Raw genomic sequence first — 24,451 nt, forward strand, 5'->3', positions numbered from 1 at the left:
AACAACATGCAGTACATGATCCTGATTCATTCTGAACCTTTCGATGGCCCAGAACCGGGCACGGACGCCTTCGACGAGATGATGGCGCCGTGGATGGCCTACAACCAGAAGCTCATCGATGGCGGCCACTATGTTGCTGCCGATCAGCTCCAGGGCGTCGAGACCGCGACCACGATTCGTCGGGCGTATGGCGCCGGCGACACGATCGTCGATGGACCGTTCGCTGAAACCAAAGAGCACTTCGGCGGCTTCTACATTGTGGAAGCCAAAGATCTGGATGAGGCACTTGCGCTTGCTGCGGAGGTTCCGATTCCGGCCGGCTCGCTCGAGGTTCGCCCGGTGGTGCCCTCGTAGCGTGCCGGATAACTCAGAGGCGGTCACCCGCCTGGCGCGTGAGGAGAGTGGGCATGTGCTCGCTCTTCTCACGCACCGCTTTGGCCTCGACGTTGCCGATGATGCGGTGCAGGATGCGCTGGTTGAGGCTCTGAACTGGGCCGTAGTGCCTGACAACCCCGCAGCCTGGCTCTATACGGTGGCGCGCAATCGCGCGGTCGACCGGGTGCGGCGCGATGCTGCGGCCGCGCGACGTCTCGCGCGCTCAGCCCCTGATCTTCTGTCGGTCGCCGAGCACAACAGCGATGGCTATGGCCCCGGCGGCAACGATGAGGAGGTGCCCGAATTGATTGACGATGCTCACTATTCGGGCGACGAACACCTGCGGCTGCTGCTGCTCTGTTGTCACCCGGCACTGAATCGAGACACCCAAGTGGCGCTGACCCTCCGGCTCGTCGGCGGCCTCACCACAGCGGAGATTGCGGCCGCATTTTTGCTGCCCGAACAGACGCTTGCGCAGCGGATCGTGCGGGCCAAGCGCAAGATTCGTGATGCGGGCATCCCGCTCAGCATCCCGGAAGACCTCACGTTGCGAGTGGATGCCCTGCTCACCGTGGTGTACCTCATTTTCAACGAAGGCTATCTCTCAAGGGGGAGCGCGACCGGCGCCCGCATCGACCTCGTTGAGGAAGCGATTCGCCTCACGATCACCGCGCGCGAGCTGCTCCCCGGCAACGCTGAAGTCGAAGGCCTATTAGCGCTGGAGCTCTACGCTCGCGCCCGCCACGGCACGCGTTTTCGCGGCGACGAACTGGTTCTTCTCGAGCACCAAGATCGCACCCGTTGGGACGGCGAGCTCATCGAGCAAACGAACGGGCTCCTGCACAGTGCGCTCGCGCGCCGACAGCCGGGGCCGTTCCAGACCCAAGCGGTCATTGCGCGCCACCATGCCACCGCGCGCACTGCTGCTGACACCGACTGGCCGGCCATCGCATCCGCCTATGCCGTGCTGCTGGCCATGACGGGTGGATCGCCCGTGGTGGCACTCAATCGTGCCGTCGCGGTGTCAATGGCCGACGGCCCTGACGCGGGGCTGCGCTTGCTTGCCGAAATCACCGGCCTCGAGAACTATCACCTGTATTGGGCTACTCGTGCCGAGCTGTTGTTACGTGCGGGCGATGCGGATGCCGCGGCGAAAGCCTTCGCCCGAGCGCGCGAACTGGCCACGAATGCCGCCGAGCAGCAGCATCTCGATCGGCGTATCGCGCAGCTGCGCGAGTAATTCCGCCGGAGTCCCACTCGCCCTGCTGCTACGGCCGTTTCGCCGGAGGCTTGGGCTGCGCGTAGTGGTGCTCGCCGATCGCACCCTTCTCGACGATGTCCCGGATGCGGGCGGCGCGCACTGTTGGTGTTTTGATCCCGGTGAGCCGCGCATAGATCTGAAAGCGCTCACTCTTGGTGAGGCTGGCGTGAAACTCTGCCGAGACCGGGTCCGCGTCGAGGGCGGCCTGCAGGTCTGGGGGAGTCGTCATGTTCTTCTGGCTGTACGCGGCATCCCAGCGACCGTCGGCCTTGGCGCGCTCGACCTCGGCGAGGCCGCCTGGCCGCATCTGGCCCTCCTCGATGAGCCGCGCAACATGGTCGCGATTCACTTGAGACCACGGGCTGTTTTTGCGGCGCGGGGTGAACGCTTGCAGCGTGTAGTCGTCGTCGAGGCGTGCCATCTGGCCGTCGATCCATCCGAAGCACAGGGCAACGTCGAGCGCCTCGCTCCAGGTGATGCCGGGGGCCTTCGATAGTTTCTTGCGGAGCTTGAGGCGCACGCCGTCGGGCGACGGCTCGTTCTCGAGGTAGTCCGTCCACTCGGCGATGTTGACGTCGAGGATGGGTTTGTCGGCGAAGCTGGCCACGGTGAAGTCCTCCCTGAGTGTGTCGCCCTCAAGCATCGCACCATCCACTGACGACTACCCCTGCTCGCTGAACGAAGACTGATTCGTCACTCGGGGTCGCGCAGGCGTTGAATAGGGTCATGCGAGCTACTTACATTTACGGCGCCGGCGATGTCCGCGTCATCACTGCCCCTGACCCGAAGCTCATCGAGAGCACTGACGCGGTCGTTCGCATTACCCGCGCCTGCGTGTGTGGCAGCGATCTGCACCCCTTCCATTCCATGCCGGCGGATGCGGATGCTCGCCCCATCGGTCACGAATTCATCGGCGTCGTCGAGGAGCTCGGCAAGGATGTTGCCACACTCAAAGTCGGCGACTTCGTCATCGCACCCTTCGCGTACTCCGACGGCACTTGCGAGTTCTGCCTCGAAGGGCTCCAGACCTCGTGCATCCACGGTGGGTACTGGGGCAATGGTGGAATCACCGGCGGCCAGGCTGAAGCTGTGCGCGTGCCCTTCGCCGACGGCACCCTCGTGAAGGTTCCCGGCACCGTCGACGAGTCGCAGTACGCCGGCCTCCTCACGCTTTCTGATGTCTACGCCACCGGTTGGCACGCGGCTTACAAGGCTCGCATTGCTCCCGGCCAGACCGTTACCGTCATCGGTGATGGCGCTGTCGGCCTCCTCGCTGTGCTCTCCGCCAAACAGATGGGTGCCGAGCGCATCATTCTCATGGGCCGCCACAAGGCGCGTACCGACCTTGGCATCCACTTTGGAGCCACGGATGTCGTCGCCGAGCGAGGCGAAGAAGGCATCGCCCTGGTGCGCGAACTCACCGGCGGCTCCGGAAGCCACGCGGTTCTCGAAGCGGTCGGCTTCATGCCCGCCTACGAGCAGGCCCTCGGCGTTGTTCGTGCTGGCGGAGTGATCAGCCGCGTTGGCGTTCCGCAGTACGAGAATGCCCCGGTCGGCCGCGGCAGTCTCTTCGGAAAGAACGTCGGCCTCGTCGGCGGTGTGGCTCCCGCTCGCGCGTACATCGAGCAACTACTGCCCGCCGTGCTCGACGGAACCGTAAACCCCGGCCTCGTCTTCGACCAGACCGTGAAACTCGAGCAGACCCCCGACGGCTACACCGCGATGGACGAGCGCACCGCTCTCAAGGTGATGGTCGACCCGACGTAGCCGTCGCGCGGCATCCCACTGGTTCGGGGAGGGCTAAATTCCGCCAACCGACGACGCGGATGCCCTGCCATAAATCAAGTATTGCCCCGTGTAATGTGGTGTCGTCAGCTGGTCGCGCGTTCACGGATCCCAGTGAAGAGCGACCTCAGCCGCAGGCTCATATTGCGAGGTAACCCTATGAAGGCAACATTTCTCTACGGCGCGGGCGACGTGCGAGTGGAAACGGTAGCGGACCCGGTTATCCAGCAGAAAACGGATGCCATTGTTCGAGTAGTTCGCGCCTGTGTGTGCGGCTCAGACCTGCACCCGTTTCACACGCGTAAGCCAGGGCCGGTCGGTGCTCCGATGGGCCACGAGATGGTCGGCGTAGTCGAAGAAATCGGCTCCGAGGTTTCTACCGTGAAGCGAGGGGACCTCGTCGTCGCCACGTTCACGTACCAAGACAACACCTGCGTCTTTTGCCAAGAGGGATTCCACACCTCCTGCCTCCATGGCGGCTTTTACAACAAGCCCGAAGTCGGCGGCTTCCAAGCCGAATACGCCCGAGTGCCGCAGGCTGACGGAAGCCTCGTAGCGGTACCGGGCGTCGACGAGAACAGTGAATTGCTCCCGTCGCTCCTCGCCCTCTCCGATGTCTACCTCACGGGCTATCACGCCGCGCACATGGGACGAGTTGGTGCGGGCAAGACCGTGACAGTCATCGGCGACGGCGCGGTAGGCCTGTCGGCCGTGCTGGCGTCAAAGCGGCTCGGTGCCGAGCGGGTCATCCTCATGGGGCGGCATCAGTCGCGCACCGATCTCGGTCGTGAGTTTGGGGCAGACGAGGTCGTCGCTGAGCGCGGAGAAGAGGGAGTCGCGCGGGTGCGCGAACTCACCCGCGGCGAGGGTAGTCACGTTGTCGTCGAAGCGGTTGGTCATTTCCCGGCGTACCAGCAAGCACTGGGGGCGGTCCGAGTGGGCGGCACCATTTCGCGCGTTGGTGTTCCGCAGTATTCGGAGGCTCCCATCGGCTGGGGTTCACTCTTCAGCCGCAACATCACTCTTACCGGCGGGCCCGCGCCCGTGCGCGCCTATATCGAATCCGCGCTCAAGGATGTGCTCGACGGCTCGATCGCGCCGGGTCGCGTCTTTGATCGCGTCATCGGCATCGACGAAGCAGCTCAGGGCTACAGCGCCATGGACTCCCGCGAAAGCCTTAAGGTGATGATCGCCTTCTAAGGCCCGAGAAGGTTTCTCCCTAGCGAGACCACGACCGTAGCGAGCTAATCGCCTGGTCGAGGTACTCGTCGCGAACCGTCACGGCAAACCGCACGAATTGGGTGCCGCTCGGACCATAAAACTCACCGGGGGAGACGAGAACGCCGATGTCGGCGAGCTCCATGGCGGTGTCTACGCCATTTTCACCGAGTGTGGCCCACAGATAGAGGCCGCTCTCCGACCCGTGAATCGTGAAGCCGGCAGCCTCGACGGCGGAGCGGAGACGCTCGAGTCGGGCCGTGTAGAGGGCGCGCTGTTCGACCACATGCTCGTCGTCGGAAAGGACTGCGCTGAGCACCAACTGAACGGGTGCCGGAACAATGAGTCCCAAGTCGCGGCGACGGGCGGCGATTTTTGCGATCAGCTGCTCATCTCCGGCCACCATGCCGGCACGGTATCCGGCCATGTTCGACTGCTTGCTGACTGAATAGGAGGCGAGGACGTTACTCGTGTCGTCGCCGATCACTCGCGAGTCCAAGATGGAGGGGATCAACTGCCCGTCGACCTCATTCAACACGGCGTAGCATTCGTCGCCGACGATCACAGCGCCCAGTTCACGAGCTCGTTCGACGGCGCGACGCAACTCCTCAACGGTCAAAGTCTGGCCGTCGGGGTTGCGAGGAGAGTTCAGCCAAATGAGCTTGGTTGCCTCAGGCCACTTGGCGGGATCGTCCTCAGCTACGACGTCGGCGCCCACAGCCAGCGCCCCGGCTTCGTAGGCAGGATAGGCCAGCGCGGGCCGGACCACGACGTCGCCGGCGCTCAGTCCGAGCAGGAATGGCAGCAAACCCAAGAGCTCTTTAGACCCGATTGTGGGAAGCACTCCGCCCCGAGTGAGGGTGACGCCGCGCACGCGATCGAACCAGTTCACCATCGCGTCACGCAGTTCGACGACTCCAATGGTCAAGGGATACCCGGGAGCGCCGCCCGCTGCTGCTAGCGCATCGATGAAGACTTGCGGAGTCGGATCAACGGGGGATGCAGTGGCGAGGTCGGCAAAGCCACCCGGATGGGCGAGGGCGCGACGGCGGAGTTCCGCCGAAATGTCCTTCGCCGAAGGAGCCGCAGGAGTCGGAGACGACACGGAGGCGCTCATGCGACAACTCCGGAGCGTCGAATCGAGAGAATCGATACCGCCCGGGGAAGGGGCGATCGGGCTCCGGCGTGGTGAGAGAAGGCATCCATAGCACCAATGGAATCAACGATTTCTATGAATCTTATGAACGTGGGCACTCCTGAGTGTCGTGAGCACTGCAGTGAGCGTGATCATTGACCAGCCGTAGCCGACGCGCGGCGCCCCGCGCGGCGCCCCGCCGACGCCCTCTGGTTAAACAGCGATGTCGAAGGCCGCTAGGGTTAAAACAACCCCGACGGCCTTCGACATTCTTTGCTGGGCCTCCTGTCGGATTCGAACCGACGACCCCCGCTTTACAAGAGCGGTGCTCTAGCCAGCTGAGCTAAGGAGGCTTGGGCCAACGCCCTATTTTAGACATGACTAGCCCTATGCTCCCAACCAGTCCTCGAAGTCGCCGTCGCGCGCTCGCCGGAATCTTCGCCGCAATCGTCGCTGGCGGTCTCGTCGCAGCCCAAAGTCGCATCAACGGCGAGCTCGCTGTTGAGCTTCACGACTCCACACTCGCGGCGTTCATTTCTTTTGGCTCGGGCCTCGTCATCCTCACGCTCATCGTGCCGTTTGTGCCCACCGCGCGTGCTGGATTTCGAACGCTCCGCACCGAAGTGGCCAGTAAACGACTGCCCTGGTGGTACCTCAGCGGGGGAGCCTTCGGTGCATTCTTCGTTCTGACCCAGGGCCTGGCAGCTACCGCTCTCGGCGTCGCTCTCTTCACCGTGGCGGTCGTCGCGAGCCAAACCATCAGCTCCGCCGTGATCGACCGGGTGGGTATCGGCAGCCTCCAGAAGCGACCGGTCACGGTATTGCGGGTGGCGGCATCCGCCCTCGCAGTGGGGGCCGTAATTTTTTCTGGCCTGGCTGATTTGCGCCTCGACGGACCGTTCTTGCTCGTGTTCTTGCCTCTCACCGCCGGATTCGGGATCGGGTGGCAGCAGGCCATCAACGGTCACGTACGCCACGTGACGCGTTCGCCCCTCACGGCCACCTACGTCAATTTCGTCGTCGGCACGACGGTGCTGGCAATCGCGGCGATCTCCTACGGTTTCGCCGGTGGCTGGCAACACGACTTCCCCACCGACCCGACGCTGTACGTCGGGGGAGCGATCGGTGTCATCTTTATCGCGGTCGCCGCCGTTCTCGTGCCGATCACGGGAGTGCTGTTTTTTGCGCTCGGATCGATTGCGGGTCAGCTGATCGGTGCGCTCGCACTCGAGATTTTCTTGCCCACAGACAGCGATGGGGTGGCACCGACCACCGTGATCGGTGTGGTGCTCACCCTCATCGCCGTGGCGATCGCGTCACTTTCGAGTCAGCGACCGCCTAAGACTCTGCAGCCGAAATAGCGCTGCCGTCGAACTAGTCCTGCTCGTCGAATTCCAACGACGAAGAGTTTAAGCAGAAACGGTCTCCGGTCGGAGTCTGGTGGGCGTCATCGAAGAGGTGCCCGAGGTGCGAACCACAGGTGGCGCACACCACTTCGGTGCGAACCATGCCGAGTGAACGGTCTTCGCGCAGCTCAACAGCATCCGGGTTGATGGCTTCGTAGAAGCTGGGCCATCCCGAACCAGAATCGAATTTGGTGTCGCTCTTGAAGAGCTCAGCGCTGCAGGCGCCACAGCGGTAAGTGCCGGCACGCTTCTCGTCGAGAAGAGCGCCAGACCACGGGCGGTCGGTGCCAGCCTCGCGGAGCACCGAATACTTGATTCCGAGCTCTTCGCGCCACTGCTCTTCGGTCTTAGTCACCTTGTACGTCATAGTGGTCTCCTTAAGTTGCCAGCTCTCGCTGCTCAGTACATTAAACTCGTGGTTGTGTCTAATGATTCCGTGATCGCCAAGTCTTGGGGCGAATTAACAACAACCGAGCTCTACTCGATCATGAAACTGCGCACAGACGTATTTTTTGTTGAGCAAAAAGTCGACGAGACTGAACTCGACGACCGCGATCAAGAAGACACCACGCGGCATTACTGGATTACCGACGACCTCGGAGTCGCCGCCTACATCCGCGTTCTACACAACGAAACCGCCGAATACCGTGATGGCCACTGCGTGATCGGTCGCGTGGTGGTTCGCGAAGATCGCCGCGGAGAAGGTCTTGCGCAGATCATCATGAAACGCATCATCAACGATTACAGCGATCAGGCGATGTTGCTCCACGCGCAGGAATACATTGTGCCGCTGTACGCCAAGTTCGGTTTCGAAGCCTTCGGTGAGCTCTACGAAGAGGCCACCATCATGCACCAGTCGATGTACCGCCCCGTACAGTAATGCGTCGACTTAACGTCTGTTTGCTCGGCCCCGCCGCGCTCATTATCACCGCGGTTGCCATCGCGCTCACTCCGATGACAAGCAATGCTGCAGTTCCGGATGCCGCGGGCGCGAGCCTCCTGCAAGCTGACGCTGCCCCCGCGAACGTAACCGTCGCTGCCGATTCCGACGTCTGCGACGTGACGGATGCCGCGATCACGTGGGGCGTCAAAGAGTCGCTTCGGTCGTACATCAGCGGCACGATCGCCAATGGTGAATGGGCGGTGAGCGACGGTGCCACCTACGACACCCCCAACTTCGGCTGGACGGCAGGCTCCGGCCAGCTCGACGCGGGTGAAGGCACCATCGCGTTCGACGGAACGCTGCGCTTCATGGGGCACGACGGCATCCTCGATACCACCCTCAGCGGCCTCGAGATCGTTTTCGACGCCAGCAAGACAGCAACCCTCGTCTTTGACGTGTCGGGAACCACTCAAGAAGGTGTTCCTGTGGATGCCCAGAACGTCGACTTTGCGACCATTGATGTCTCAGGCATCACTGTCGAAGACGGCACCGCGCTGCTCGCAGACGCCCCCGTCACTCTCACCGAGGCCGGGTCGGAAGCTTTCGGAACGTACCCGCCCGATTCCCAGTTTGACCCCATCATGGTGAGCTTCAGTGCGACGCCCGAGTGCATGCCCGAACCTCGCCTGCGCGACCCTGTGCTGGCCCGCAACCTCGTTGTGATGGCCTCGGTTATCGCGCTGGTCTGGGGCATCGGAGTCGTGTTCTACGTCAGCCGACGTCGCGGAACCGCACGCGCACGGGGCGCTAAGGCTGGCAACGCCGCAGACTCGCCCGACAGCTCAACGAAGCCTGACAGTGCAGCGCAGCCCGACAGCAGCGATAGCTAGGCGAGGCCTAGGAACCCGAGGTTGGCGCGTAGATTGCACGCGCGAGTGCATCCAGCACCGTGACGGTGCGGGGGCCGAAGCTCAATATTTCGCCGTCATCCATCTCGACAAAACGTTGATTGATGCCGGCTTCGGTGAGAGCCACGGCGGGGCGAGCTTCGAGCAAGCCGCTCACGCCACCGACGCTATCGAGACCGCCGGTCATCACCAGAATGAGGTCGGGGTTCGCCGCGACCATGGCCTCGTCCGTCATGGGCCGCATTCCTTCGAGGCCAATTTCGGCCGCGACATCCACGCCACCCAGCGCGTTGATCAGCACATCAGAGCCCGACTCCTGCCCGAAGAGGTAGTACACGCCCGAGGTGCCTCTCAAGTAGAGGAACATCATCCGCAAGCGATCGCCGGCAGGAACGATCTCGGCGATTTCGGCGATCTTCGCTTCGATCTCCGCACTCAACTGCGCGCCCAGCTCTTCGCCGGCGGCGGGAGTGCCGAGCGCGGCCGCTGTTTGGCGAGCCAGCTCAGCGACACCCTCGACTGATGGTTCGGTCTCCACAAAAACCACGGGGATCCCCGCATCACGCAACTGCACGACCACATCAATCGGGCCGATCGAGCCATCGGTCAGTACCAGGTCGGGCCGCAGAGCCAGGATCGCCTCGCTGTTTACCGTGTGCGCATTCGACGTAATCACCGGCAACTCGGATGCCTCATCAAACGTCGTCGAAATATCCCGCGCCACGAGCGAATCAACCAGGCCAAGCCCCGCGATCGTTGCCGCAATCGACCCCGAGATGTCCATCGCGATAACGCGATCCGTCGACGACACCGTCACAGGAACATCGCCGCTCAAATCGTGCGAGGTAACCGTTACCGGTAACGACTGTGGGGGAGCGGTCTCCGGAGCAGAAATGCCGGATGTCGGCAGCGCCGCCTGCACCAACCCGCTGTAGTCCTTCGCGTCGCCCAACACCGACAACGCAGTAAGGGGAGAGGTCAGGTCGGCGGTAACCGTGACCGCTGGAGCCTCCGCAACCGTAGTTGCCGAGCATCCACTAGCTCCAAAAGCAACGCCAGACAACACCACAACAGCAGTGAGGAGTCGGATGCGCATAGAAACCAATCGGAGAAAACGGGTACTAAGGCAATCCTAACCTCGACCAGCCCCAAATGGGCTCTCAAGCCGAGTCGCTCGGCAAAGCCACCGGGCCCACGCCCTAGGCTTACCTGCACAGGGGAGGTTCAGCCGTGTCAGAAAACGAAAGCGCATCGCACCCCGCTACTGGTCTGTCCGAACGCGACAAGACCATCCTCGACTTTGAACGCGAATGGACCCGCCACGTCGGCGCAAAAGAAGAGGCCATTAGCTCCCAGTTTCGAGTCTCCAGTGCGCGCTATTATCAAATGCTCAACGCGGTAATCGACACCCCTGCAGCCGTCCGCTATGACCCCATGCTGGTCTCGCGACTGCGCCGCACCCGTGACAACCGCACCCGAACCGTGCGAACCACCACCAGCCTCCATGACGAAGAATTGACAGACTAAGCAATGGCGAGTTACCCGAAAGATCGATTCGACGAACTGCCCGACGACGTCGAGCGCATCGGAGCCCACCGCGGCCCCAAGCGCCGTGGTCGTGGCTGGATCGGCTTCGCCTGGGCACTGCTCGCTACCGGCGTTCTCGTCTTCGGGGGTCTCTTCGCCCTGAGCCAATACCTCGATGACGACCTCGGCCTGCCATTCTTCGCCAGCCCAGAAGAACCCGTCGTCACACCCGAGCCGACGGCAACCGTCGAGCCTCTCACCGACCCGTCAACCCTCGATGCCGCCCGCGGCATCACCATTGACGTGCTCAATGGAACCCCCGAAAGTGGACTCCAAACCACCATCTTCGACGACCTCACCGCCGCAGGCTGGCCCACCGGCAGCGCCGCCCCCGCCTCCGCCCGGGACATCGAAGACACCTACATTTACTACAGCAACGAAGCCGACGAAGACGTAGCGGCGGGGCTCGCCATCGCCCTCGGTCGCGGAGAAATCCGCCTCGTCGAAGCTGATGTCTTCCCCGGCGCCGAAATCACCATCGTCATCGGCACCGACTACCTCGCACCGGCAGCCGAAGCCACAGAAGAGCCCACGGAATAACGCCCGCTCGCTCCGGACCGCGCCGGACCGCTCCGGACCGCGCCGGTCCTGCTGTGCAAAACCGGGGCTGTTTTCGGAACCCTGCACCGCGCTGAAAGCCGCTACCCGCGCCCTGTGATTGAGCGCACGCACTTCGCCGGTACCCGCGCAGATCGCGGCCGAGGGGCCCCCGAGCGCCCGCCCCGAATCACCGCACCACACCACCGCAAGCGTGGCCCCCGTGAGTGTGCTGTGCTGTCTTGCACTCGCCCCTGTCGAGTGCGCTGTGCTGTCTTGCACTCGCCCCTGTCGAGTGCGCTGGGCTGTCTTGCACTCGCCCCTGTCGAGTGCTAATTTTGACCTTGGCACTCGCACAGTTCGAGTGCCAACTTATTCGCTTGTACGACGTCCGGGAGGGACGAGAAACACACATGGCAAAGATCATTGCTTTCAACGAAGAGGCCCGTCGCGGCCTCGAGCGCGGCCTGAACACTCTCGCCGACGCCGTAAAGGTCACCCTCGGCCCACGTGGCCGCAACGTAGTTCTTGAAAAGAAGTGGGGCGCCCCCACCATCACGAACGACGGTGTGTCCATCGCCAAGGAGATCGAACTCGACGACCCGTTCGAGAAGATCGGTGCAGAACTCGTCAAAGAGGTAGCAAAGAAGACGGATGACGTAGCCGGAGACGGTACGACCACTTCTGTTGTTCTCGCTCAGGCTCTCGTTCGCGAAGGTCTTCGCAACGTTGCTGCCGGTGCAGACCCCATCAGCCTCAAGCGCGGTATCGAAAAGGCAACCAACTCGGTCATCGAGGCACTGGTTGCTAGCGCGAAGGAAATCGAGACCAAGGAAGAGATCGCGGCCACCGCATCCATCTCTGCTGGTGACCCCGAGATCGGCGCACTGATTGCCGAAGCTATCGACAAGGTCGGCAAGGAAGGTGTTGTCACCGTTGAGGAGTCGAACACGTTCGGCACCGAGCTGGAGCTCACCGAAGGTATGCGCTTCGACAAGGGCTTCCTGTCGGCATACTTCGTAACCGACCAGGAGCGTCAAGAAGCGGTCTTCGAAGACCCTTACGTTCTGATCGTCAACGGCAAGATCTCGAACATCAAGGATCTTCTCCCCATCGTCGACAAGGTAATCCAGAGCGGCAAGCAGCTCCTCATCATTGCCGAAGACGTTGACGGCGAAGCACTCGCAACTCTCGTTGTGAACAAGATCCGTGGCATCTTCAAGTCGGTAGCCGTCAAGGCTCCTGGCTTCGGAGACCGTCGCAAGGCTCAGCTCGCTGACATCGCCATCCTCACCGGTGGACAGGTCATCTCTGAAGAGGTCGGCCTCAAGCTCGAAAACGCAACTCTCGAACTCCTCGGTCGCGCCCGCAAGGTCGTTATCACCAAGGACGAGACCACGATCATCGAAGGTGCTGGTGAAGAAGAGGCGATCGCAGGTCGCGTCAAGCAGATCCGTGCCGAGATCGACAACACCGACAGCGACTACGACCGCGAGAAGCTCCAGGAGCGCCTCGCGAAGCTCGCCGGTGGAGTTGCAGTCATCAAGGCTGGAGCGGCAACCGAGGTTGAGCTCAAGGAGCGCAAGCACCGCATTGAGGACGCAGTCCGCAACGCAAAGGCTGCTGTTGAAGAAGGAATCGTCGCCGGTGGTGGCGTGGCCCTGATTCAGGCCGGCAAGATCGCTTTCGACAGCCAGGCAATGGCTGACCTCGTTGGTGACGAAGCAACCGGAGCGAACATCGTTCGTGTTGCTATCGACGCACCGCTCAAGCAGATCGCGCTCAACGCCGGTCTCGAGCCTGGTGTTGTTGCTGACAAGGTTCGCAACCTCACGGTTGGTCACGGCCTCAACGCAGCTACCGGCGAATACGTCGACATGCTCGCTGCAGGAATCAACGACCCGGTCAAGGTAACCCGCTCGGCGCTGCTCAACGCATCGTCGATCGCAGGTCTCTTCCTCACGACCGAAGCCGTTGTTGCTGACAAGCCTGAGAAGAACCCTGCACCGATGGGTGACCCGTCGGGTGGAATGGACTTCTAAGTCTCACCGCTTCACACAGCTGCATAGCTGAACACAGAATGGGCGTCTCCTTCGGGAGGCGCCCATTCTGGCGTTAACGTCGCGCTTCGCTGTCGGCTCGGTCGCCGAGACGCACCGGTACGGGCACCAGCGGTGAAGCTCTCGCGCTAGCGGGAGAAGAGGCGGGCGTTGGCCGCTTCAATTTCCGCGTACTGCTGCCCGGCCTGGCTGAGCGCCGTGTTGATCGCAGCGAGGTTCTCTTCAACCCGCTGCTGAGTGGCCTTCCAGTCGGTCACGACCGTGGAAAACGCGGTGGCCGCTTGGCCCGTCCACGACCCCTGCAGGTTCGTGAGCTGCCCATGAAGGCCCGCTACTTCGGCTTGGATGCGGCTGATGGAGTTCTGAACCGCTCCGGTGGCGCTGAGAACGGCTTCACTATCTACTTGGTATCGAGTCATAACTCGACGGTAGATTCTGGCGAGAGCCTCGCCCGGTTGCTACTTCGCTTCGGTGGCTTCTGCCTCGGCAGGCTTGCTGGGGAGGAGGGGAAGTTCAACCCGGAAGGTGGCGCCGCCACCGGGCGTCTCAAGGGCCTGCACGGTGCCCTTGTGGGCGCTGACGATGGCCGACACGATAGCGAGTCCCAGTCCACTGCCGCCGGTATCGCGGTTGCGTGAGCTGTCGGCACGCCAGAAGCGCTCGAAGACCTTGCTGCGAATCTGCTCCGGGATGCCCTCGCCGTGGTCGATGACCGAGAGCACAGCCATCTGGCGCTCATGGTCGACGCCCACGCCGATCTCAACAGGCGTGTCGGTGGTGAAACGAAGTGCGTTCGTCACGAGGTTGGTGAGCACCTGGCGAATCTTGTTTTCCTCGGCCATGACGACGGCGTTGAGGTCTTTTGGCACGGGAGCGATCGCTTGCGTGATGCGAGCGGCGGCCTTGGCGACGGCAGCAGACTTCTTGCGCGAGGCCAGTCGTGAGAGACGAGCTCCGGCAGCGGCGATGGGGCCAGTGGCGAGAGCGGCGACGCCACGCGACGGCGTGCTGGGGGCTGGATCTGAGCTCTCGGGGAGCGTGATGACCTTAGTGTCGGTGTCTTCATCGTCGTTCAGGTGTGGCTTGACCACAGCATCCGAGTCGATACGGGGGTTCGTGTTGATGACCGTGACGACGCGACCAGTGGAGGCCCGAGCATCCATCGCGGCATCGTTAGCGAGGGGCAGAAGATCAACTTCGGTCAACTGCAGAGGCTTAGTTTCGTCAATGCGAGCCAGCTCGAGGAGGTCTTCAACCAAACCACCCATGCGGATGGCTTCCTTCTCGATGCGTTCCATGGCCTGAGCGACGTCATCAGACTTCGTGATCGCGCCCATGCGGTAGAGCTCGGCGTAACCGCGCACGGTCACAAGGGGAGTGCGCAGTTCGTGGCTCGCGTCACCGACAAAGCGGCGCATCTGGTCGATCGTGCGGGCACGATCGGCAAAAGCTCGATCGATTCGACCCAGCATGGAGTTGAGGGAGCGGTTGAGGCGCCCCACTTCGGTATTGGGCGTTGCCACAGAAAGTCGTTGGTCGAAGTCACCCTCGGCGAAACGTGCCGCGGTGGCTTCCACTTCGCGCAGCGGTGCAAAGGTCGAAGTCACCAAAAGCCGGGTGAGCGCGCCGCCGACAATGACCACGGTCAAGCCGAAGAACAGGAAGATGGCGGCATAGCGAGCAACGATCGCGTTGGAATCGCCGAGGTCGCGCGCGATCACGATCGTGACGAAGTCAGGGCCGATCGTGCTAATCGCGGGGTAAGCAATGACGCGCCATTGGCCTCCGATGGAGGTGCTGGGCAGCGTGAACTCGCTTGTTTGGGAGCTGGCGACGGCAATCGTGATGCCATCAAGAACGGGGCGTGCGGCATCCTCTTCACGGCTGTTGCAGCGCATGCTGCCATCGTGGTTGAGAACGGCGAAGTACAGGTCGTTGGGCAGTCGAGAAACACTGCACTGCGGGTCTTTAGTGGTGCCCGTGTACTGGATGCGGCCGTCGAGATCGTCGGCGGCAGCACTGATCTTTTCGTCAGTTTGCTGCAGCAGGTAGTCCCGCAGCACGGCAGCGGTGCCCACGCCTGCGACGAGGAGCCCCATGGTCAGCAGAAGCACCGTGACTCCGGTGACCTTCGTGCGAAGCGAGATGCGGCTCCACGCGTCGGGGATGTTCTCCTGCATGATCTGAACGGTACCTTGCGTGGCTGGGAATCGGGAACAAATATGGCCAGCCCGACGCCCTAGTTGGTGTCGAGCTGGCCATCAGAGATGGTTACGGCTTAGCGGCCTTGAGCATGTAGCCGAAGCCACGCTTGGTCTGGATGATCGGCTCTTCGGTGTGCTGATCCAGCTTGCGGCGCAGGTAGGAGATGTAGCTCTCTACGATGCCGGCATCGCCGTTGAAGTCGTACTCCCAGACGTGGTCGAGGATCTGAGCCTTCGAGAGCACGCGGTTGGGGTTGAGCATGAGGTAGCGCAGCAGCTTGAACTCGGTGGGGCTGAGCTCGATCTGTTCGCTGCCGATCGACACTTCGTGAGTGTCCTGGTCCATGGTGAGGTCGCCGGCGCGGATGATCGTCTCTTCGTCATCCTGCATGGTGCGGCGCAGAATCGCCTTGATGCGCGCCACGATCTCGTCGAGGCTAAACGGCTTGGTGACGTAGTCATCGCCGCCGACGGTGAGACCCATGATCTTGTCTTCGGTGTCGTCCTTAGCCGTCAAGAACAGGATGGGGGAGGTGTAGCCCGAAGCGCGAAGGCGCTTGGTCACTCCGAAACCGTTCATGTCGGGCAACATCACGTCGAGGATGATCAGGTCGGGTTCTTCTTCAAGAACTGCCGAGATGGTCTGTGCCCCGCTTCCTACCGCACGCACTGCGAAACCTGCGAAGCGCAGGCTCGTGGTGAGAAGGTCGCGAATGTTGGGTTCGTCGTCAACAATCAGAATCTTTGGTCCGTCAGCCATGAACCAAGTATCTGCATGTTTCCTGTACGCTGGCTGATAAGCGTAGGCGTGTCGGCGAGTTGTTCACCTATTCGTTCATTGAGTTTTTATTAATTTTAGACGTAGGGTGGATGAACCGAGATCAGGAACAGGGGACTGCTGATGAAACGACTTTTCTTCGGAGCGCTGAGTGCTTTCGGTCTGGGAGCGCTCGGTTTCGGCGCGATGGCGCTGCTCGGTACGCTTTCCCGCACCTACGACGTTCCCTGGCTCAACGGCGACGGCCTGACTCCAATGTGGCCGATGACGGTCGGCTTCAGCTCGATGTGGCTGATGGCGTTGAGCCTTGCGGTACTCATTCTGGTCTCTGTGATCGGTCTTATTCGCGACGTGATCATCAAGCGACGCACCCGGATTCAGGCGTAGAGCCGGACGGGTGCTGAGGATTCGGCTCGCTGCTAGGCGGTCAGATCTGCGGCATCCAGAATCGTGTAGCTGTAGCCCTGCTCGGCCAAGAACCGCTGGCGGTTTTGTGCGAAGTCTTGATCGACGGTGTCGCGCGCGACGAGCGTGTAGAAGTTGGCGGGCAAGCCGCTTTCTTTCGGGCGCAGCAGGCGACCAAGGCGCTGAGCTTCTTCTTGGCGCGAGCCAAACGAGCCGCTGACTTGGATGGCAACGGTCGCCTCGGGCAGGTCGATGGAGAAGTTGGCAACCTTGGAGACCACCAACACCTTCGTGATGCCTTCGCGGAATTCTTGGTACAGGCGTTCGCGCTCGACAACGGGCGTGGAACCGGTGAGCTGGGGCGCGTTCAACTGAGTAGCGAGGGTGTCGATCTGATCAAGGTATTGGCCGATCACGAGAATACGTTCGCCCTCGTGCTTCTTCACGAGCGCGCGCACCACATCGATCTTGGCGGGCGCGGCAGCCGCGAGCCGGAACCGTTCGTCGTCAGCCGAGGCTGCGTATTCGAGACGGTCGCTTTCAGGCAGGTCGACGCGAACTTCGTAGCAGCTCGCGGGGGAGATAAAGCCTTGAGCCTCAATCTCTTTCCACGGCGCATCGAAGCGCTTCGGGCCGATGAGGGAGAACACGTCACCCTCGCGACCGTCTTCGCGTACAAGAGTCGCGGTCAAGCCGAGGCGGCGACGCGCTTGCAAATCGGCGGTGAGTTTGAAGACAGGGGCGGGCAGCAAGTGAACCTCGTCGTACACGACAAGACCCCAGTCGAGAGCATCCAGCAAAGCGAGGTGAGCGTATTCGCCCTTTCGCTTGGCCGTAAGAATTTGGTAGGTCGCGATCGTGACCGGCAAGATCTCCTTGGTCTGCCCCGAATACTCACCGACCTCTTCTTCAGTGAGGGTGGTGCGCTTCAGGATCTCGGCACGCCACTGGCGAGCCGACACCGTGTTCGTGACCAAAATCAGCGTCGTGGTCTTGCTTTGAGCCATAGCGCCCAGACCCACAAGGGTCTTTCCAGCACCACAGGGCAGAACGACTACGCCAGAACCGTGCTCGAAAAAGTTGTCGATGGCGTGCTGTTGGTATTCGCGCAGGCCCCAGCCCGCGGCATCCAGAGCAATCTCATGGGGCGTGCCGGGGGTGTAGCCGGCGTTGTCTTCAGCGGGCCAGCCGAGCTTGAGCAGCTCTTGCTTCAACTGGCCACGGGCCCACGCCTGCACAACGAAAGTGTGATCGCCGCGGCGTTCGAACAAGAGGCTCGCGACCTTCTTGGCGCGCGTAATCTCACGCAGCACGGCCGGGTCGGTTGCGGTCAGAGTGAGGGCACCATCGTCGTCGCGGTCGATGACGAGGCGACCATAGCGGCCAACCGTCTCGGCGATGTCGACGCTAACGCTCTGCGGAATCGGAAACTTCGAGTACTTTTCGAGCGTCTCCAGCATCGCCGGAGCATCGTGGCCAGCCGCGCGCGCATTCCACAGCCCTAGGCGCGTGATGCGGTAGGTGTGAATGTGCTCGGGCGCGCGCTCGAGCTCAGCGAACACCGCCAAGTCATGGCGAGCGTCTTCCGCCAAAGGGTGGGCGACCTCCAGCAGAACCGTGCGGTCAGACTGCACGATCAGGGGTCCGTCGGGTGCTGCGTTCATCCGACCAACCTTACGCGCGGTTGCTTAGCGTTCGGTGGTCGCTTCCACCGAAACGATGCTCGTGAGCGGCAGCGTTCGCTCGATGTCGGCCGCACGGTCGAGCCCGCGCATCCGGCCAGCAGCAACACTCGACGGTTCGAGCGTGTATTCGACCTCGCGGTCATCCGGCATTCTGACGGTCACTCGAAGCAATAGCTTGTTGCGGATGGCGACCTCAATTTGCCGCGACAGCCAGGCTTGGTCTTCGTCGCCGGTTGCCCCGCCTTGGCCGTTGCGCAGTTTGGCGAGCAACTTTTCGGGGGCGGAGTCGTGTGCCTCGTCGGGCGTGGCGGTGCTCACTTGATCGCGGCGCAGCGACAGAATCTGCCCGTCAGCGTCTTCGGCCGCTACCGGGTAGCGGGCATCGCTGAGCGCCCAAAATAGCTGCTCGACGCCGAAGCGCGAGACGAGCTGGGCGCCTTCTTTGCGCAAACCAAAGGGCCCGAAATTGGGGTCAACGGCGATTGACTGCAGAGTGACGGGGTCGGGCGAAGACACATAGCTTCCGCTGGCGCCGTGCAGACCGACGCGCACCAGACCGTGGCGAGCTGCGGCTTCGCTGAGCAAATACTCCACCGGCTGCGGAACACCCGTTAGCGAAATCTCGGCCAAGAAGCTGCGCATGCCCTCGAGCGTTTCGCCGAGCGTCATCGCGTGATGCAGGCTCGAGCGGGAGATGCGATAGGTGGATGCCAGAGCGCGCGTCTCCACATCGGCGATCACGCGCAGCCGGGCATCCAGTTGCGGGGCCAACGGACCGGGCGAGATCACGGTGAGGTCGGGCTGAACGTAGACCTGATGTACTTCGCGCGGAAAGAGTTCCGCCATCACCGCTGCAGCCTCGGCGGGCGTGCGGGTGAGTAGTGCGATTCCCGCGCTGCTCGGCAACTGCTCGGCAGTGACTCCCAAGAGGTGGGCGTCACGGGCGTAGCGGCGAAGCCGTTCGAGCATCGCGTCGACTCCGGCGGGGAACAGCCAGCGTACGTAGTCTTCGACTCCGCTGCCCCAGAAGCTCTGCACGCGGTCAGCGAGGATCATGCGGATGTTGTCGGGCACGCCCTGGTGCCAAGCCTCGGCCAGGTACACCCAGCGTTCGGCCGCGCCGAGGGACATCCACTCGGTGGCGTCGGCGGTGGGCATCCATTGCGCATTTGTGGTGGCGATGAGGCCAGCACGTTCGGCAATGTCGACCAGGCCGGCGATCTTCTCGAGAGGAACGGACATGGCTACTGCCAGGCGCTTGGAATCAGGAAGCGAGACGCCGCCGCGGGCCAAATCGCGCACAGGACTCGACCGAAGCTGGTTGATGAGCTCGGTCACCTCGTTGGTGGTGGCGAAAGCGTTCTCCGCCGCAATGCTGTCGGTGCTGTCGCGCTGAGAGGGTTCAACCGAGGTCAGCGTTGATGGCGGTGGGGTCTCTAGCAATTCGCCCGTGGTGGGAAGGTCATCGAAGGGCCAGCCTGCAAGATGGTCAGTAACGCCATCAGGGGCGCTGTACCGGCCACCGCGGTGGATAAGCAGCGCGAGGCTCACGAGGCGGTCTAAGCGTCGCTGAACGGCGACCTCATCTGCACCGAAGTGTCCGAGGGCGGCGGCGACCTCAGAAGCGGAGAGCGACGTCGTGTCGGCAACAACCGCGAGCGTGGCCAGGGTGGGACGGTCGAGCTTGCTCAAGACCCGTTCGACCGACGTGGGCTGCTGCAGGGCATCCGCGAGGTCAAAGAAGTCGCTGACAGAGTTGGCACGCACAACGCGCGAGCGCAACAACTCAAGAAGGTGGCTGTCGTCTAGTGCGCGCAATTGTGCGGCGAGCAGCAGAGCGGCATCGCTAATTGTGGCCATTCCTGTACTCACGTTGGCGGCGGCGCCCGTTCAGCACCACAAGGGTGATGATGAACACCACGCCCAAAGGCAAGGCAAATTGAGGCATAGTTATCACAGCGGGCCATACACCGTTATCGAATTCGGTTTGGCCCAGTGCAGTAGCTACGACTACGGCAACAAAGCTAAGCACGGCGAGTGCGATCGAGAAGGCGACGAGGTAGGCGAGCACACGCTCGATACGAAGGTCGCGTTCAGTTGAGTGATTTGTCACGTAGACAAGGATACGCGCCCGTTTACGTTCTAAGCTTGAGTCACGATTACAAAGGAGCATGCCCATGCCTACCGGCAAGGTTAAGTTTTACGACGACGAGAAGGGTTTTGGCTTCATCATGAGTGATGAAGGCCAAGAGGTCTTCTTGCACGCCTCAGCGCTGCCCGCGGGCACGACTGGGGTCAAGGCGGGTACTCGCCTTGAGTTCGGTATCGCTGACGGAAAGAAGGGTGCTCAGGCGCTCTCTGTTCGAGTCATGGATGCTCCTGCGAGCATGACAAAGATCAACCGCAAGCCCGCCGATGACATGGCCGTGATCATTGAAGATCTCGTCAAGCTCATGGACGGCATTGGTTCCGGCCTCAAGCGGGGGCGTTACCCCGACAAGGCGCACGGCGCCAAAATTGCCTCAATGCTGCGAAAGGTAGCGGACGAACTCGATGCCTAATAGCCAGTACGAAAAGCTCGCTCGGGGAGCACTCCTCGAGATCACCACCGACGCATCGATTGGCGCGCTCGTTGGTGAGCAGGTCGAGAGCGACGGCATCGTTTCGGTGCTGTTCGCATCGGCTTTGCCGGGCTACCCGGGCTGGAATTGGACAGTGAGCGTCGCCCACGTCGAAGGCGAAGAGCCGACGGTTCTCGAAGCGGAACTCATGCCGGCCGAAGGCGCACTGCTGTCGCCCGACTGGGTGCCGTGGTCAGAACGTCTCGCCGAATACAAGGCTGCCCAGGCAGCGAGTGAAGCTGCGGATGCCGAAAAGGCCGCCGCCGACGAAGCTTCAGACGGCGACGAAGACGACGACCTCGAAGACGACGACGATGAGGATGACGATGCGTTCGGCTCTGCCGTTCTGCACGGCGGAGATCTCGACGGCGTAGACATCGACGCATCCGACGATGAGTCTGACGACGACGACGACGACGAAGAAGACGAAGACGACGACGACATCGATGAAGACGAAGATGACGACGACGACATCGATGAAGACGAAGATGACGACGAAGATGACGACGACGATGATGACGACCTCGACGGCGACTCCGACGACGACGATGAATCAGACGACGACTACGACACCGGCGCCTTCCGTGGTGGCGACCACGAAGGCGTCAGCGTCGACGACCTCGACGAGTCAGACGAAGACGACTAGCGAGACTGCTTTCCGCGCCTCACGTGCGTGTACAGCAGCCCGATAAGACCGAGAACCAGCCCGGCAACAGCAGTCCACAGCCACCAGAGGTTGCCGGCCTCGTTGAGCGGCTCGATAAAGAGCAGCAACAGAGCGAGGCCGAGCACCCACAACGCCATTCCGACGAGCATCGCCTTGCGGTCGTCGGTCTGCACCGGCTCAGGGTCGGGCCGGCGCTCTGAGTCTTTCAACCAGATACGCACGGTTTCAGATTAGTGGCTGTTGGCGATCACGTAGTCGATCGATGAGGCCAACTTGCGTACGTCATCCGGTTCGATCGCAACGAAGGTTGCCACGCGCAGCTGGTTGCGACCGAGCTTGCGGTACGGGTCGGTGTCGACGACTCCGTTGGCCCGCAACGTCTTAGCGATTGCGGAGGCATCGATGGCGTCGTCGAAGTCGACCGTGACAACAACCTGCGAGCGGTGCTCCGGGTTGCTGACGAACGGTGTCGCGACGTCGCTGGCGGCAGCCCAGTCGTAGAGCACCGACGACGATTCGCGTGTGCGAGCATCCGCCCAAGCGAGCCCGCCATTGCCGTTGATCCAGTCGATCTGGTTCTCGAGCAGCAGCAGCGTGCTGAGCGCGGGAGTGTTGAGGGTCTGGTTGAGGCGCGAGTTATCGATTGCGTTCTTGAGCGACAGGAACTCGGGAATGTAGCGGCCCGACGCGGCGATGCGCTCGACGCGCTCGATGGCGGCGGGGGAGAAGAGGGCGAACCAGAGGCCACCGTCTGACGCGAAGTTCTTTTGCGGGGCGAAGTAGTAGACGTCGGCCTGGTTGGCATCGAACTGGATGCCGCCGGCTGCGCTCGTCGCGTCAACAACCGTCAGAACGTTCGAGTCGTCGAAGCGGCGAACCGGAGCCATCACGCCGGTGGAGGTCTCGTTGTGTGGGTACGCAAACACGTCGGCACCGTTGATGTCATCGAGTTCAGCGAACGACCCGCCCGGGGCGGAAACTACGTGAGGCGATTCGAGGTGAGGTGCTGCGGCCGCTTTCGCGAACTTGGAACCGAACTCTCCGAAGGAAAGGTGGGCGCTGCGGCGCTCGATCAGGGCGAAGGCTGCGGCATCCCAGAACGCCGTTGAACCGCCATTGCCCATGACAACTTCATAGCCTTCGGGAATCTGGAAAAGCTCGCCGAGGCCTGTACGTACGCGGCCTACGAGGTCGCGAATGGGTGCCTGACGGTGAGACGTGCCGAGGATGGTGCGCGAGGCGGACACCAAGTGTTCGACCTGTTCGGGGCGCACTTTGGAAGGTCCGCATCCGAATCGTCCGTCGGCGGGAAGGAGGTCGCTGGGAATCGTCAGGCTAGCCATACGTCCGATTCTATTGGCCAGTACGGGCTAGTCTTGTTTCATGACCGATCTCGTTGACACCACCGAGATGTACCTGCGCACGATTCTTGACCTCGAAGAAGAGAACATCGTGCCCCTGCGGGCTCGCATCTCCGAACGTCTCGGCCACTCTGGGCCGACCGTTTCGCAAACTATCGGCCGCATGGAACGTGACGGCCTTGTCGTCGTTGAAGGCGACCGCCACCTCGAATTTACTGAGGAGGGTCGCCGCCGTGCCACGCAAGTGATGCGCAAGCACCGCCTCGCCGAGCGACTGCTCGCTGACGTTATTGGCCTCGACTGGGCGCTCGTTCACGACGAAGCCTGCCGCTGGGAACACGTCATGAGCGAGCAGGTAGAGCGCAAGCTCATCGAAATGCTCGATCACCCCACCGAGTCGCCCTACGGCAACCCGATCCCGGGACTCGAAGAGTTGGGTGGCACCGCTGCTCCCTCGTTCAGCGCGGGAATGGTGAACATTGTCGACCTCGTGGCGAATACCTCGGCTCCCGTAGTTGGCCTCATCCGCCGATTGGGCGAGCCCGTACAGTTCGAACCCGAACTGTTGCAGCAGCTCTTCAGCGCTGGTGTAATGCCAGGCAAAACGGCAACGTTCGCTGCCGCGGACTCCTATGTAGCCGTTACCGTTGAAGGTTTCGGCGAAGGTCTCGAACTGCCCAACGAGGTAGCCGTGCACATTTTCGTCGAGAAGCCCACGGCGTAGTTCTCTGAATTCTCTGTTTACCGAGGCGTAACCGTCTCGTCATTCGATTCGGCGCGCCCGCGCGCGGTCTGCCCCAAAAATTGGGTTAGCCTGTAGCCCTTGGAGTTCACGAATGAACCGGAGAATCGCATGTTAGGTAGGTGCAGCATCCAAACCGTGGATGCGCGTGCCCACTTCGACATACGACACAGCAGTACTGTGCGCGGCAGTTTTCGCGCGCTGAATCACTAGGCATCGTCTTACGACGGTGCCTTTTTGTTTTTTGCCTCCCATTCGCTGAGCCTCAGGGAAGTCGATTGCCTGCAAGCCGTGCAGGCGCTTTCGAGAGGATGACAATGCGCACTTTGGTCCTGAACGCCGGCTATGAGCCGCTAGCGGTCGTGTCTTTCAAGCGAGCGATTGTGCTCGTAATGAATCAGAAAGCGACGATTGTCGCGGCCGATTCGGAACATCCCGTCTGGGGTTCCACCGGATCGTGGGAGAGACCGTCGGTCATCATCCTGCGAAATTACGTGCGCATTCCGTCGACGAGACGGTTGCCGGTTTCCCGCCGTGGAGTTCTTCGGCGCGATGGTCACCGCTGCGGGTATTGCGGTGGTTCCGCGAACACGATCGACCACGTCATGCCGCGTTCGCGCGGGGGCGAGGATTCGTGGGAAAACCTGGTGGCGTGCTGCCTTCGCTGCAACAACATCAAGAGCAATCGCACCCCCGCCGAGATGAAGTGGCGACTGCTGATTAAGCCCCGCCCGCCGCACACGAGCGCGTGGCTTGTGAGGGGTATTGAAAGGGCGCTCCCAGATTGGGAAGAATATTTGGCTCCGGCCGCGTAACTGTTATGCTGTTGTGAT

The 24,451-nt window shown here is 62.0% G+C and carries 27 protein-coding genes and 1 tRNA gene; 15 read left to right on the forward strand and 13 right to left on the reverse strand.

Going from position 1 to position 24,451, the window contains the following annotated elements; all coding sequences use genetic code 11:
- The first annotated feature begins 6 nt into the window (after positions 1-6).
- A complete protein-coding gene (locus tag CLV85_RS04405; protein WP_100388370.1) occupies positions 7-354 on the forward strand; it encodes a YciI family protein in 348 nt (115 codons plus the stop codon).
- Between the two features lies 1 nt (position 355).
- A complete protein-coding gene (locus tag CLV85_RS04410; RefSeq protein ID WP_100388371.1) occupies positions 356-1,615 on the forward strand; it encodes an RNA polymerase sigma factor in 1,260 nt (419 codons plus the stop codon).
- A gap of 28 nt (positions 1,616-1,643) precedes the next feature.
- Here the strand turns inward: CLV85_RS04410 and CLV85_RS04415 are convergent, their stop codons facing one another.
- Complete coding sequence (locus CLV85_RS04415; protein WP_100389262.1) at positions 1,644-2,243, reverse strand: YdeI/OmpD-associated family protein; 600 nt, start codon at positions 2,241-2,243, stop codon at positions 1,644-1,646.
- A 119-nt stretch (positions 2,244-2,362) separates the two neighbouring features.
- Between CLV85_RS04415 and CLV85_RS04420 the strand changes: the two genes are divergently transcribed.
- Both CLV85_RS04420 and CLV85_RS04425 read left to right on the forward strand, forming a co-directional pair.
- A complete protein-coding gene (locus CLV85_RS04420) occupies positions 2,363-3,403 on the forward strand; it encodes an alcohol dehydrogenase catalytic domain-containing protein (protein ID WP_100388372.1) in 1,041 nt (346 codons plus the stop codon).
- Between the two features lie 177 nt (positions 3,404-3,580).
- Positions 3,581-4,621 carry a zinc-binding dehydrogenase gene (locus CLV85_RS04425; RefSeq protein ID WP_100388373.1) on the forward strand — a complete coding sequence of 347 codons (1,041 nt, stop codon included), beginning with the start codon at positions 3,581-3,583 and terminating at the stop codon, positions 4,619-4,621.
- A 19-nt stretch (positions 4,622-4,640) separates the two neighbouring features.
- Here the strand turns inward: CLV85_RS04425 and dapC are convergent, their stop codons facing one another.
- Entirely contained in the window at positions 4,641-5,756 is a 1,116-nt protein-coding gene (dapC, locus tag CLV85_RS04430) for a succinyldiaminopimelate transaminase (RefSeq protein ID WP_100388374.1), read from the reverse strand.
- Positions 5,757-6,053: 297 nt separating this feature from the next.
- Positions 6,054-6,127, reverse strand: a tRNA-Thr gene (locus tag CLV85_RS04435).
- Positions 6,128-6,163: 36 nt separating this feature from the next.
- On the opposite strand from CLV85_RS04435, the gene CLV85_RS04440 reads away from it, so the two are divergent.
- Positions 6,164-7,135: a DMT family transporter gene (locus tag CLV85_RS04440; RefSeq protein WP_100389263.1), complete on the forward strand. Its 972-nt coding sequence runs from the start codon at positions 6,164-6,166 to the stop codon at positions 7,133-7,135.
- Between the two features lie 13 nt (positions 7,136-7,148).
- Here CLV85_RS04440 and msrB read toward each other — a convergent pair whose 3' ends face one another.
- Entirely contained in the window at positions 7,149-7,547 is a 399-nt protein-coding gene (msrB, locus tag CLV85_RS04445; RefSeq protein WP_100388375.1) for a peptide-methionine (R)-S-oxide reductase MsrB, read from the reverse strand.
- Between the two features lie 54 nt (positions 7,548-7,601).
- Here msrB and CLV85_RS04450 point away from each other — a divergent pair, with 54 nt between their 5' ends.
- The gene (locus CLV85_RS04450; RefSeq protein WP_229820319.1) at positions 7,602-8,060 is read left to right on the forward strand and encodes a GNAT family N-acetyltransferase; all 459 of its coding nucleotides are present in this window, start codon (positions 7,602-7,604) and stop codon (positions 8,058-8,060) included.
- On the forward strand, positions 8,060-8,953 hold the full coding sequence (locus CLV85_RS04455; protein ID WP_100388377.1) for an HtaA domain-containing protein: 894 nt from the start codon (positions 8,060-8,062) through the stop codon (positions 8,951-8,953). Before CLV85_RS04450 ends, CLV85_RS04455 begins: the two co-directional genes overlap by 1 nt.
- A 7-nt stretch (positions 8,954-8,960) precedes the next feature.
- Here CLV85_RS04455 and CLV85_RS04460 read toward each other — a convergent pair whose 3' ends face one another.
- The gene (locus tag CLV85_RS04460) at positions 8,961-10,067 is read right to left on the reverse strand and encodes a heme/hemin ABC transporter substrate-binding protein (protein WP_100388378.1); all 1,107 of its coding nucleotides are present in this window, start codon (positions 10,065-10,067) and stop codon (positions 8,961-8,963) included.
- A 134-nt stretch (positions 10,068-10,201) separates the two neighbouring features.
- Between CLV85_RS04460 and CLV85_RS04465 the strand changes: the two genes are divergently transcribed.
- From CLV85_RS04465 to groL, 3 genes are all read left to right on the forward strand, one after another.
- Positions 10,202-10,498: a DUF3263 domain-containing protein gene (locus tag CLV85_RS04465; RefSeq protein ID WP_100388379.1), complete on the forward strand. Its 297-nt coding sequence runs from the start codon at positions 10,202-10,204 to the stop codon at positions 10,496-10,498.
- Positions 10,499-10,501: 3 nt separating this feature from the next.
- Positions 10,502-11,098 (forward strand): LytR C-terminal domain-containing protein, encoded by a 597-nt coding sequence (locus CLV85_RS04470; RefSeq protein ID WP_100388380.1) that lies wholly within the window; start codon positions 10,502-10,504, stop codon positions 11,096-11,098.
- Positions 11,099-11,508: 410 nt separating this feature from the next.
- Positions 11,509-13,137: a chaperonin GroEL gene (gene groL, locus CLV85_RS04475; RefSeq protein WP_100388381.1), complete on the forward strand. Its 1,629-nt coding sequence runs from the start codon at positions 11,509-11,511 to the stop codon at positions 13,135-13,137.
- Between the two features lie 146 nt (positions 13,138-13,283).
- Here the strand turns inward: groL and CLV85_RS04480 are convergent, their stop codons facing one another.
- The 3 genes from CLV85_RS04480 to CLV85_RS04490 form a co-directional block, all read right to left on the reverse strand.
- The gene (locus CLV85_RS04480) at positions 13,284-13,574 is read right to left on the reverse strand and encodes a WXG100 family type VII secretion target (RefSeq protein WP_100388382.1); all 291 of its coding nucleotides are present in this window, start codon (positions 13,572-13,574) and stop codon (positions 13,284-13,286) included.
- 39 nt (positions 13,575-13,613) lie between these two features.
- The gene (locus tag CLV85_RS04485) at positions 13,614-15,335 is read right to left on the reverse strand and encodes a sensor histidine kinase (protein WP_100388383.1); all 1,722 of its coding nucleotides are present in this window, start codon (positions 15,333-15,335) and stop codon (positions 13,614-13,616) included.
- A gap of 91 nt (positions 15,336-15,426) precedes the next feature.
- Positions 15,427-16,119 (reverse strand): response regulator transcription factor, encoded by a 693-nt coding sequence (locus CLV85_RS04490; RefSeq protein WP_100388384.1) that lies wholly within the window; start codon positions 16,117-16,119, stop codon positions 15,427-15,429.
- A 141-nt stretch (positions 16,120-16,260) separates the two neighbouring features.
- Here CLV85_RS04490 and CLV85_RS04495 point away from each other — a divergent pair, with 141 nt between their 5' ends.
- Complete coding sequence (locus CLV85_RS04495) at positions 16,261-16,524, forward strand: hypothetical protein (protein ID WP_100388385.1); 264 nt, start codon at positions 16,261-16,263, stop codon at positions 16,522-16,524.
- A 32-nt stretch (positions 16,525-16,556) separates the two neighbouring features.
- On the opposite strand, the gene CLV85_RS04500 is transcribed toward CLV85_RS04495, so the two are convergent.
- The 3 genes from CLV85_RS04500 to CLV85_RS04510 are packed head-to-tail and all read right to left on the reverse strand — an operon-like array spanning position 16,557 to position 20,340.
- The gene (locus CLV85_RS04500; RefSeq protein ID WP_100388386.1) at positions 16,557-18,206 is read right to left on the reverse strand and encodes a DNA repair helicase XPB; all 1,650 of its coding nucleotides are present in this window, start codon (positions 18,204-18,206) and stop codon (positions 16,557-16,559) included.
- 24 nt (positions 18,207-18,230) lie between these two features.
- Positions 18,231-20,087, reverse strand: coding sequence for a helicase-associated domain-containing protein (locus CLV85_RS04505; RefSeq protein WP_100388387.1), 1,857 nt, complete (start codon positions 20,085-20,087; stop codon positions 18,231-18,233).
- The gene (locus CLV85_RS04510) at positions 20,074-20,340 is read right to left on the reverse strand and encodes a hypothetical protein (protein WP_229820318.1); all 267 of its coding nucleotides are present in this window, start codon (positions 20,338-20,340) and stop codon (positions 20,074-20,076) included. Before CLV85_RS04510 ends, CLV85_RS04505 begins: the two co-directional genes overlap by 14 nt.
- A 64-nt stretch (positions 20,341-20,404) precedes the next feature.
- On the opposite strand from CLV85_RS04510, the gene CLV85_RS04515 reads away from it, so the two are divergent.
- Both CLV85_RS04515 and CLV85_RS04520 read left to right on the forward strand, forming a co-directional pair.
- A complete protein-coding gene (locus tag CLV85_RS04515) occupies positions 20,405-20,788 on the forward strand; it encodes a cold-shock protein (RefSeq protein ID WP_100388389.1) in 384 nt (127 codons plus the stop codon).
- Entirely contained in the window at positions 20,781-21,494 is a 714-nt protein-coding gene (locus CLV85_RS04520; RefSeq protein ID WP_100388390.1) for a DUF3027 domain-containing protein, read from the forward strand. Before CLV85_RS04515 ends, CLV85_RS04520 begins: the two co-directional genes overlap by 8 nt.
- Here the strand turns inward: CLV85_RS04520 and CLV85_RS04525 are convergent.
- Together CLV85_RS04525 and serC are read right to left on the reverse strand one after the other, a co-directional pair.
- Positions 21,491-21,736, reverse strand: coding sequence for a DUF2530 domain-containing protein (locus tag CLV85_RS04525; protein WP_100388391.1), 246 nt, complete (start codon positions 21,734-21,736; stop codon positions 21,491-21,493). The genes CLV85_RS04520 and CLV85_RS04525 overlap by 4 nt on opposite strands.
- 9 nt (positions 21,737-21,745) lie before the next feature.
- Positions 21,746-22,858 carry a phosphoserine transaminase gene (gene serC / locus CLV85_RS04530; protein WP_100388392.1) on the reverse strand — a complete coding sequence of 371 codons (1,113 nt, stop codon included), beginning with the start codon at positions 22,856-22,858 and terminating at the stop codon, positions 21,746-21,748.
- Positions 22,859-22,898: 40 nt separating this feature from the next.
- On the opposite strand from serC, the gene CLV85_RS04535 reads away from it, so the two are divergent.
- Positions 22,899-23,600: an iron-dependent transcriptional repressor DtxR gene (locus CLV85_RS04535; protein ID WP_100388393.1), complete on the forward strand. Its 702-nt coding sequence runs from the start codon at positions 22,899-22,901 to the stop codon at positions 23,598-23,600.
- Positions 23,601-23,935: 335 nt separating this feature from the next.
- Entirely contained in the window at positions 23,936-24,433 is a 498-nt protein-coding gene (locus tag CLV85_RS04540; protein WP_100389264.1) for an HNH endonuclease, read from the forward strand.
- The last annotated feature ends 18 nt before the right edge of the window (positions 24,434-24,451 follow it).

The organism is Salinibacterium amurskyense (genome assembly GCF_002797685.1).
Classification (GTDB): Bacteria; Actinomycetota; Actinomycetes; order Actinomycetales; family Microbacteriaceae; genus Rhodoglobus; species Rhodoglobus amurskyensis.

What these genes read in the sequence shown, in the direction of transcription:
- CLV85_RS04535 (WP_100388393.1), top strand. Translation starts at nt 22,899, where the DNA reads ATGACCGATCTCGTTGACACCACCGAGATGTACCTGCGCACGATTCTT.
- CLV85_RS04540 (WP_100389264.1), top strand. Translation starts at nt 23,936, where the DNA reads ATGCGCACTTTGGTCCTGAACGCCGGCTATGAGCCGCTAGCGGTCGTG.
- serC (WP_100388392.1), bottom strand. Translation starts at nt 22,858, where the DNA reads ATGGCTAGCCTGACGATTCCCAGCGACCTCCTTCCCGCCGACGGACGA.
- CLV85_RS04485 (WP_100388383.1), bottom strand. Translation starts at nt 15,335, where the DNA reads ATGCAGGAGAACATCCCCGACGCGTGGAGCCGCATCTCGCTTCGCACG.
- CLV85_RS04470 (WP_100388380.1), top strand. Translation starts at nt 10,502, where the DNA reads ATGGCGAGTTACCCGAAAGATCGATTCGACGAACTGCCCGACGACGTC.
- msrB (WP_100388375.1), bottom strand. Translation starts at nt 7,547, where the DNA reads ATGACGTACAAGGTGACTAAGACCGAAGAGCAGTGGCGCGAAGAGCTC.
- CLV85_RS04515 (WP_100388389.1), top strand. Translation starts at nt 20,405, where the DNA reads ATGCCTACCGGCAAGGTTAAGTTTTACGACGACGAGAAGGGTTTTGGC.
- CLV85_RS04425 (WP_100388373.1), top strand. Translation starts at nt 3,581, where the DNA reads ATGAAGGCAACATTTCTCTACGGCGCGGGCGACGTGCGAGTGGAAACG.
- CLV85_RS04440 (WP_100389263.1), top strand. Translation starts at nt 6,164, where the DNA reads ATGCTCCCAACCAGTCCTCGAAGTCGCCGTCGCGCGCTCGCCGGAATC.
- CLV85_RS04520 (WP_100388390.1), top strand. Translation starts at nt 20,781, where the DNA reads ATGCCTAATAGCCAGTACGAAAAGCTCGCTCGGGGAGCACTCCTCGAG.
- CLV85_RS04420 (WP_100388372.1), top strand. Translation starts at nt 2,363, where the DNA reads ATGCGAGCTACTTACATTTACGGCGCCGGCGATGTCCGCGTCATCACT.
- CLV85_RS04490 (WP_100388384.1), bottom strand. Translation starts at nt 16,119, where the DNA reads ATGGCTGACGGACCAAAGATTCTGATTGTTGACGACGAACCCAACATT.
- CLV85_RS04455 (WP_100388377.1), top strand. Translation starts at nt 8,060, where the DNA reads ATGCGTCGACTTAACGTCTGTTTGCTCGGCCCCGCCGCGCTCATTATC.
- CLV85_RS04460 (WP_100388378.1), bottom strand. Translation starts at nt 10,067, where the DNA reads ATGCGCATCCGACTCCTCACTGCTGTTGTGGTGTTGTCTGGCGTTGCT.
- CLV85_RS04505 (WP_100388387.1), bottom strand. Translation starts at nt 20,087, where the DNA reads ATGGCCACAATTAGCGATGCCGCTCTGCTGCTCGCCGCACAATTGCGC.
- CLV85_RS04405 (WP_100388370.1), top strand. Translation starts at nt 7, where the DNA reads ATGCAGTACATGATCCTGATTCATTCTGAACCTTTCGATGGCCCAGAA.
- CLV85_RS04500 (WP_100388386.1), bottom strand. Translation starts at nt 18,206, where the DNA reads ATGAACGCAGCACCCGACGGACCCCTGATCGTGCAGTCTGACCGCACG.
- groL (WP_100388381.1), top strand. Translation starts at nt 11,509, where the DNA reads ATGGCAAAGATCATTGCTTTCAACGAAGAGGCCCGTCGCGGCCTCGAG.
- CLV85_RS04480 (WP_100388382.1), bottom strand. Translation starts at nt 13,574, where the DNA reads ATGACTCGATACCAAGTAGATAGTGAAGCCGTTCTCAGCGCCACCGGA.
- dapC (WP_100388374.1), bottom strand. Translation starts at nt 5,756, where the DNA reads ATGAGCGCCTCCGTGTCGTCTCCGACTCCTGCGGCTCCTTCGGCGAAG.
- CLV85_RS04495 (WP_100388385.1), top strand. Translation starts at nt 16,261, where the DNA reads ATGAAACGACTTTTCTTCGGAGCGCTGAGTGCTTTCGGTCTGGGAGCG.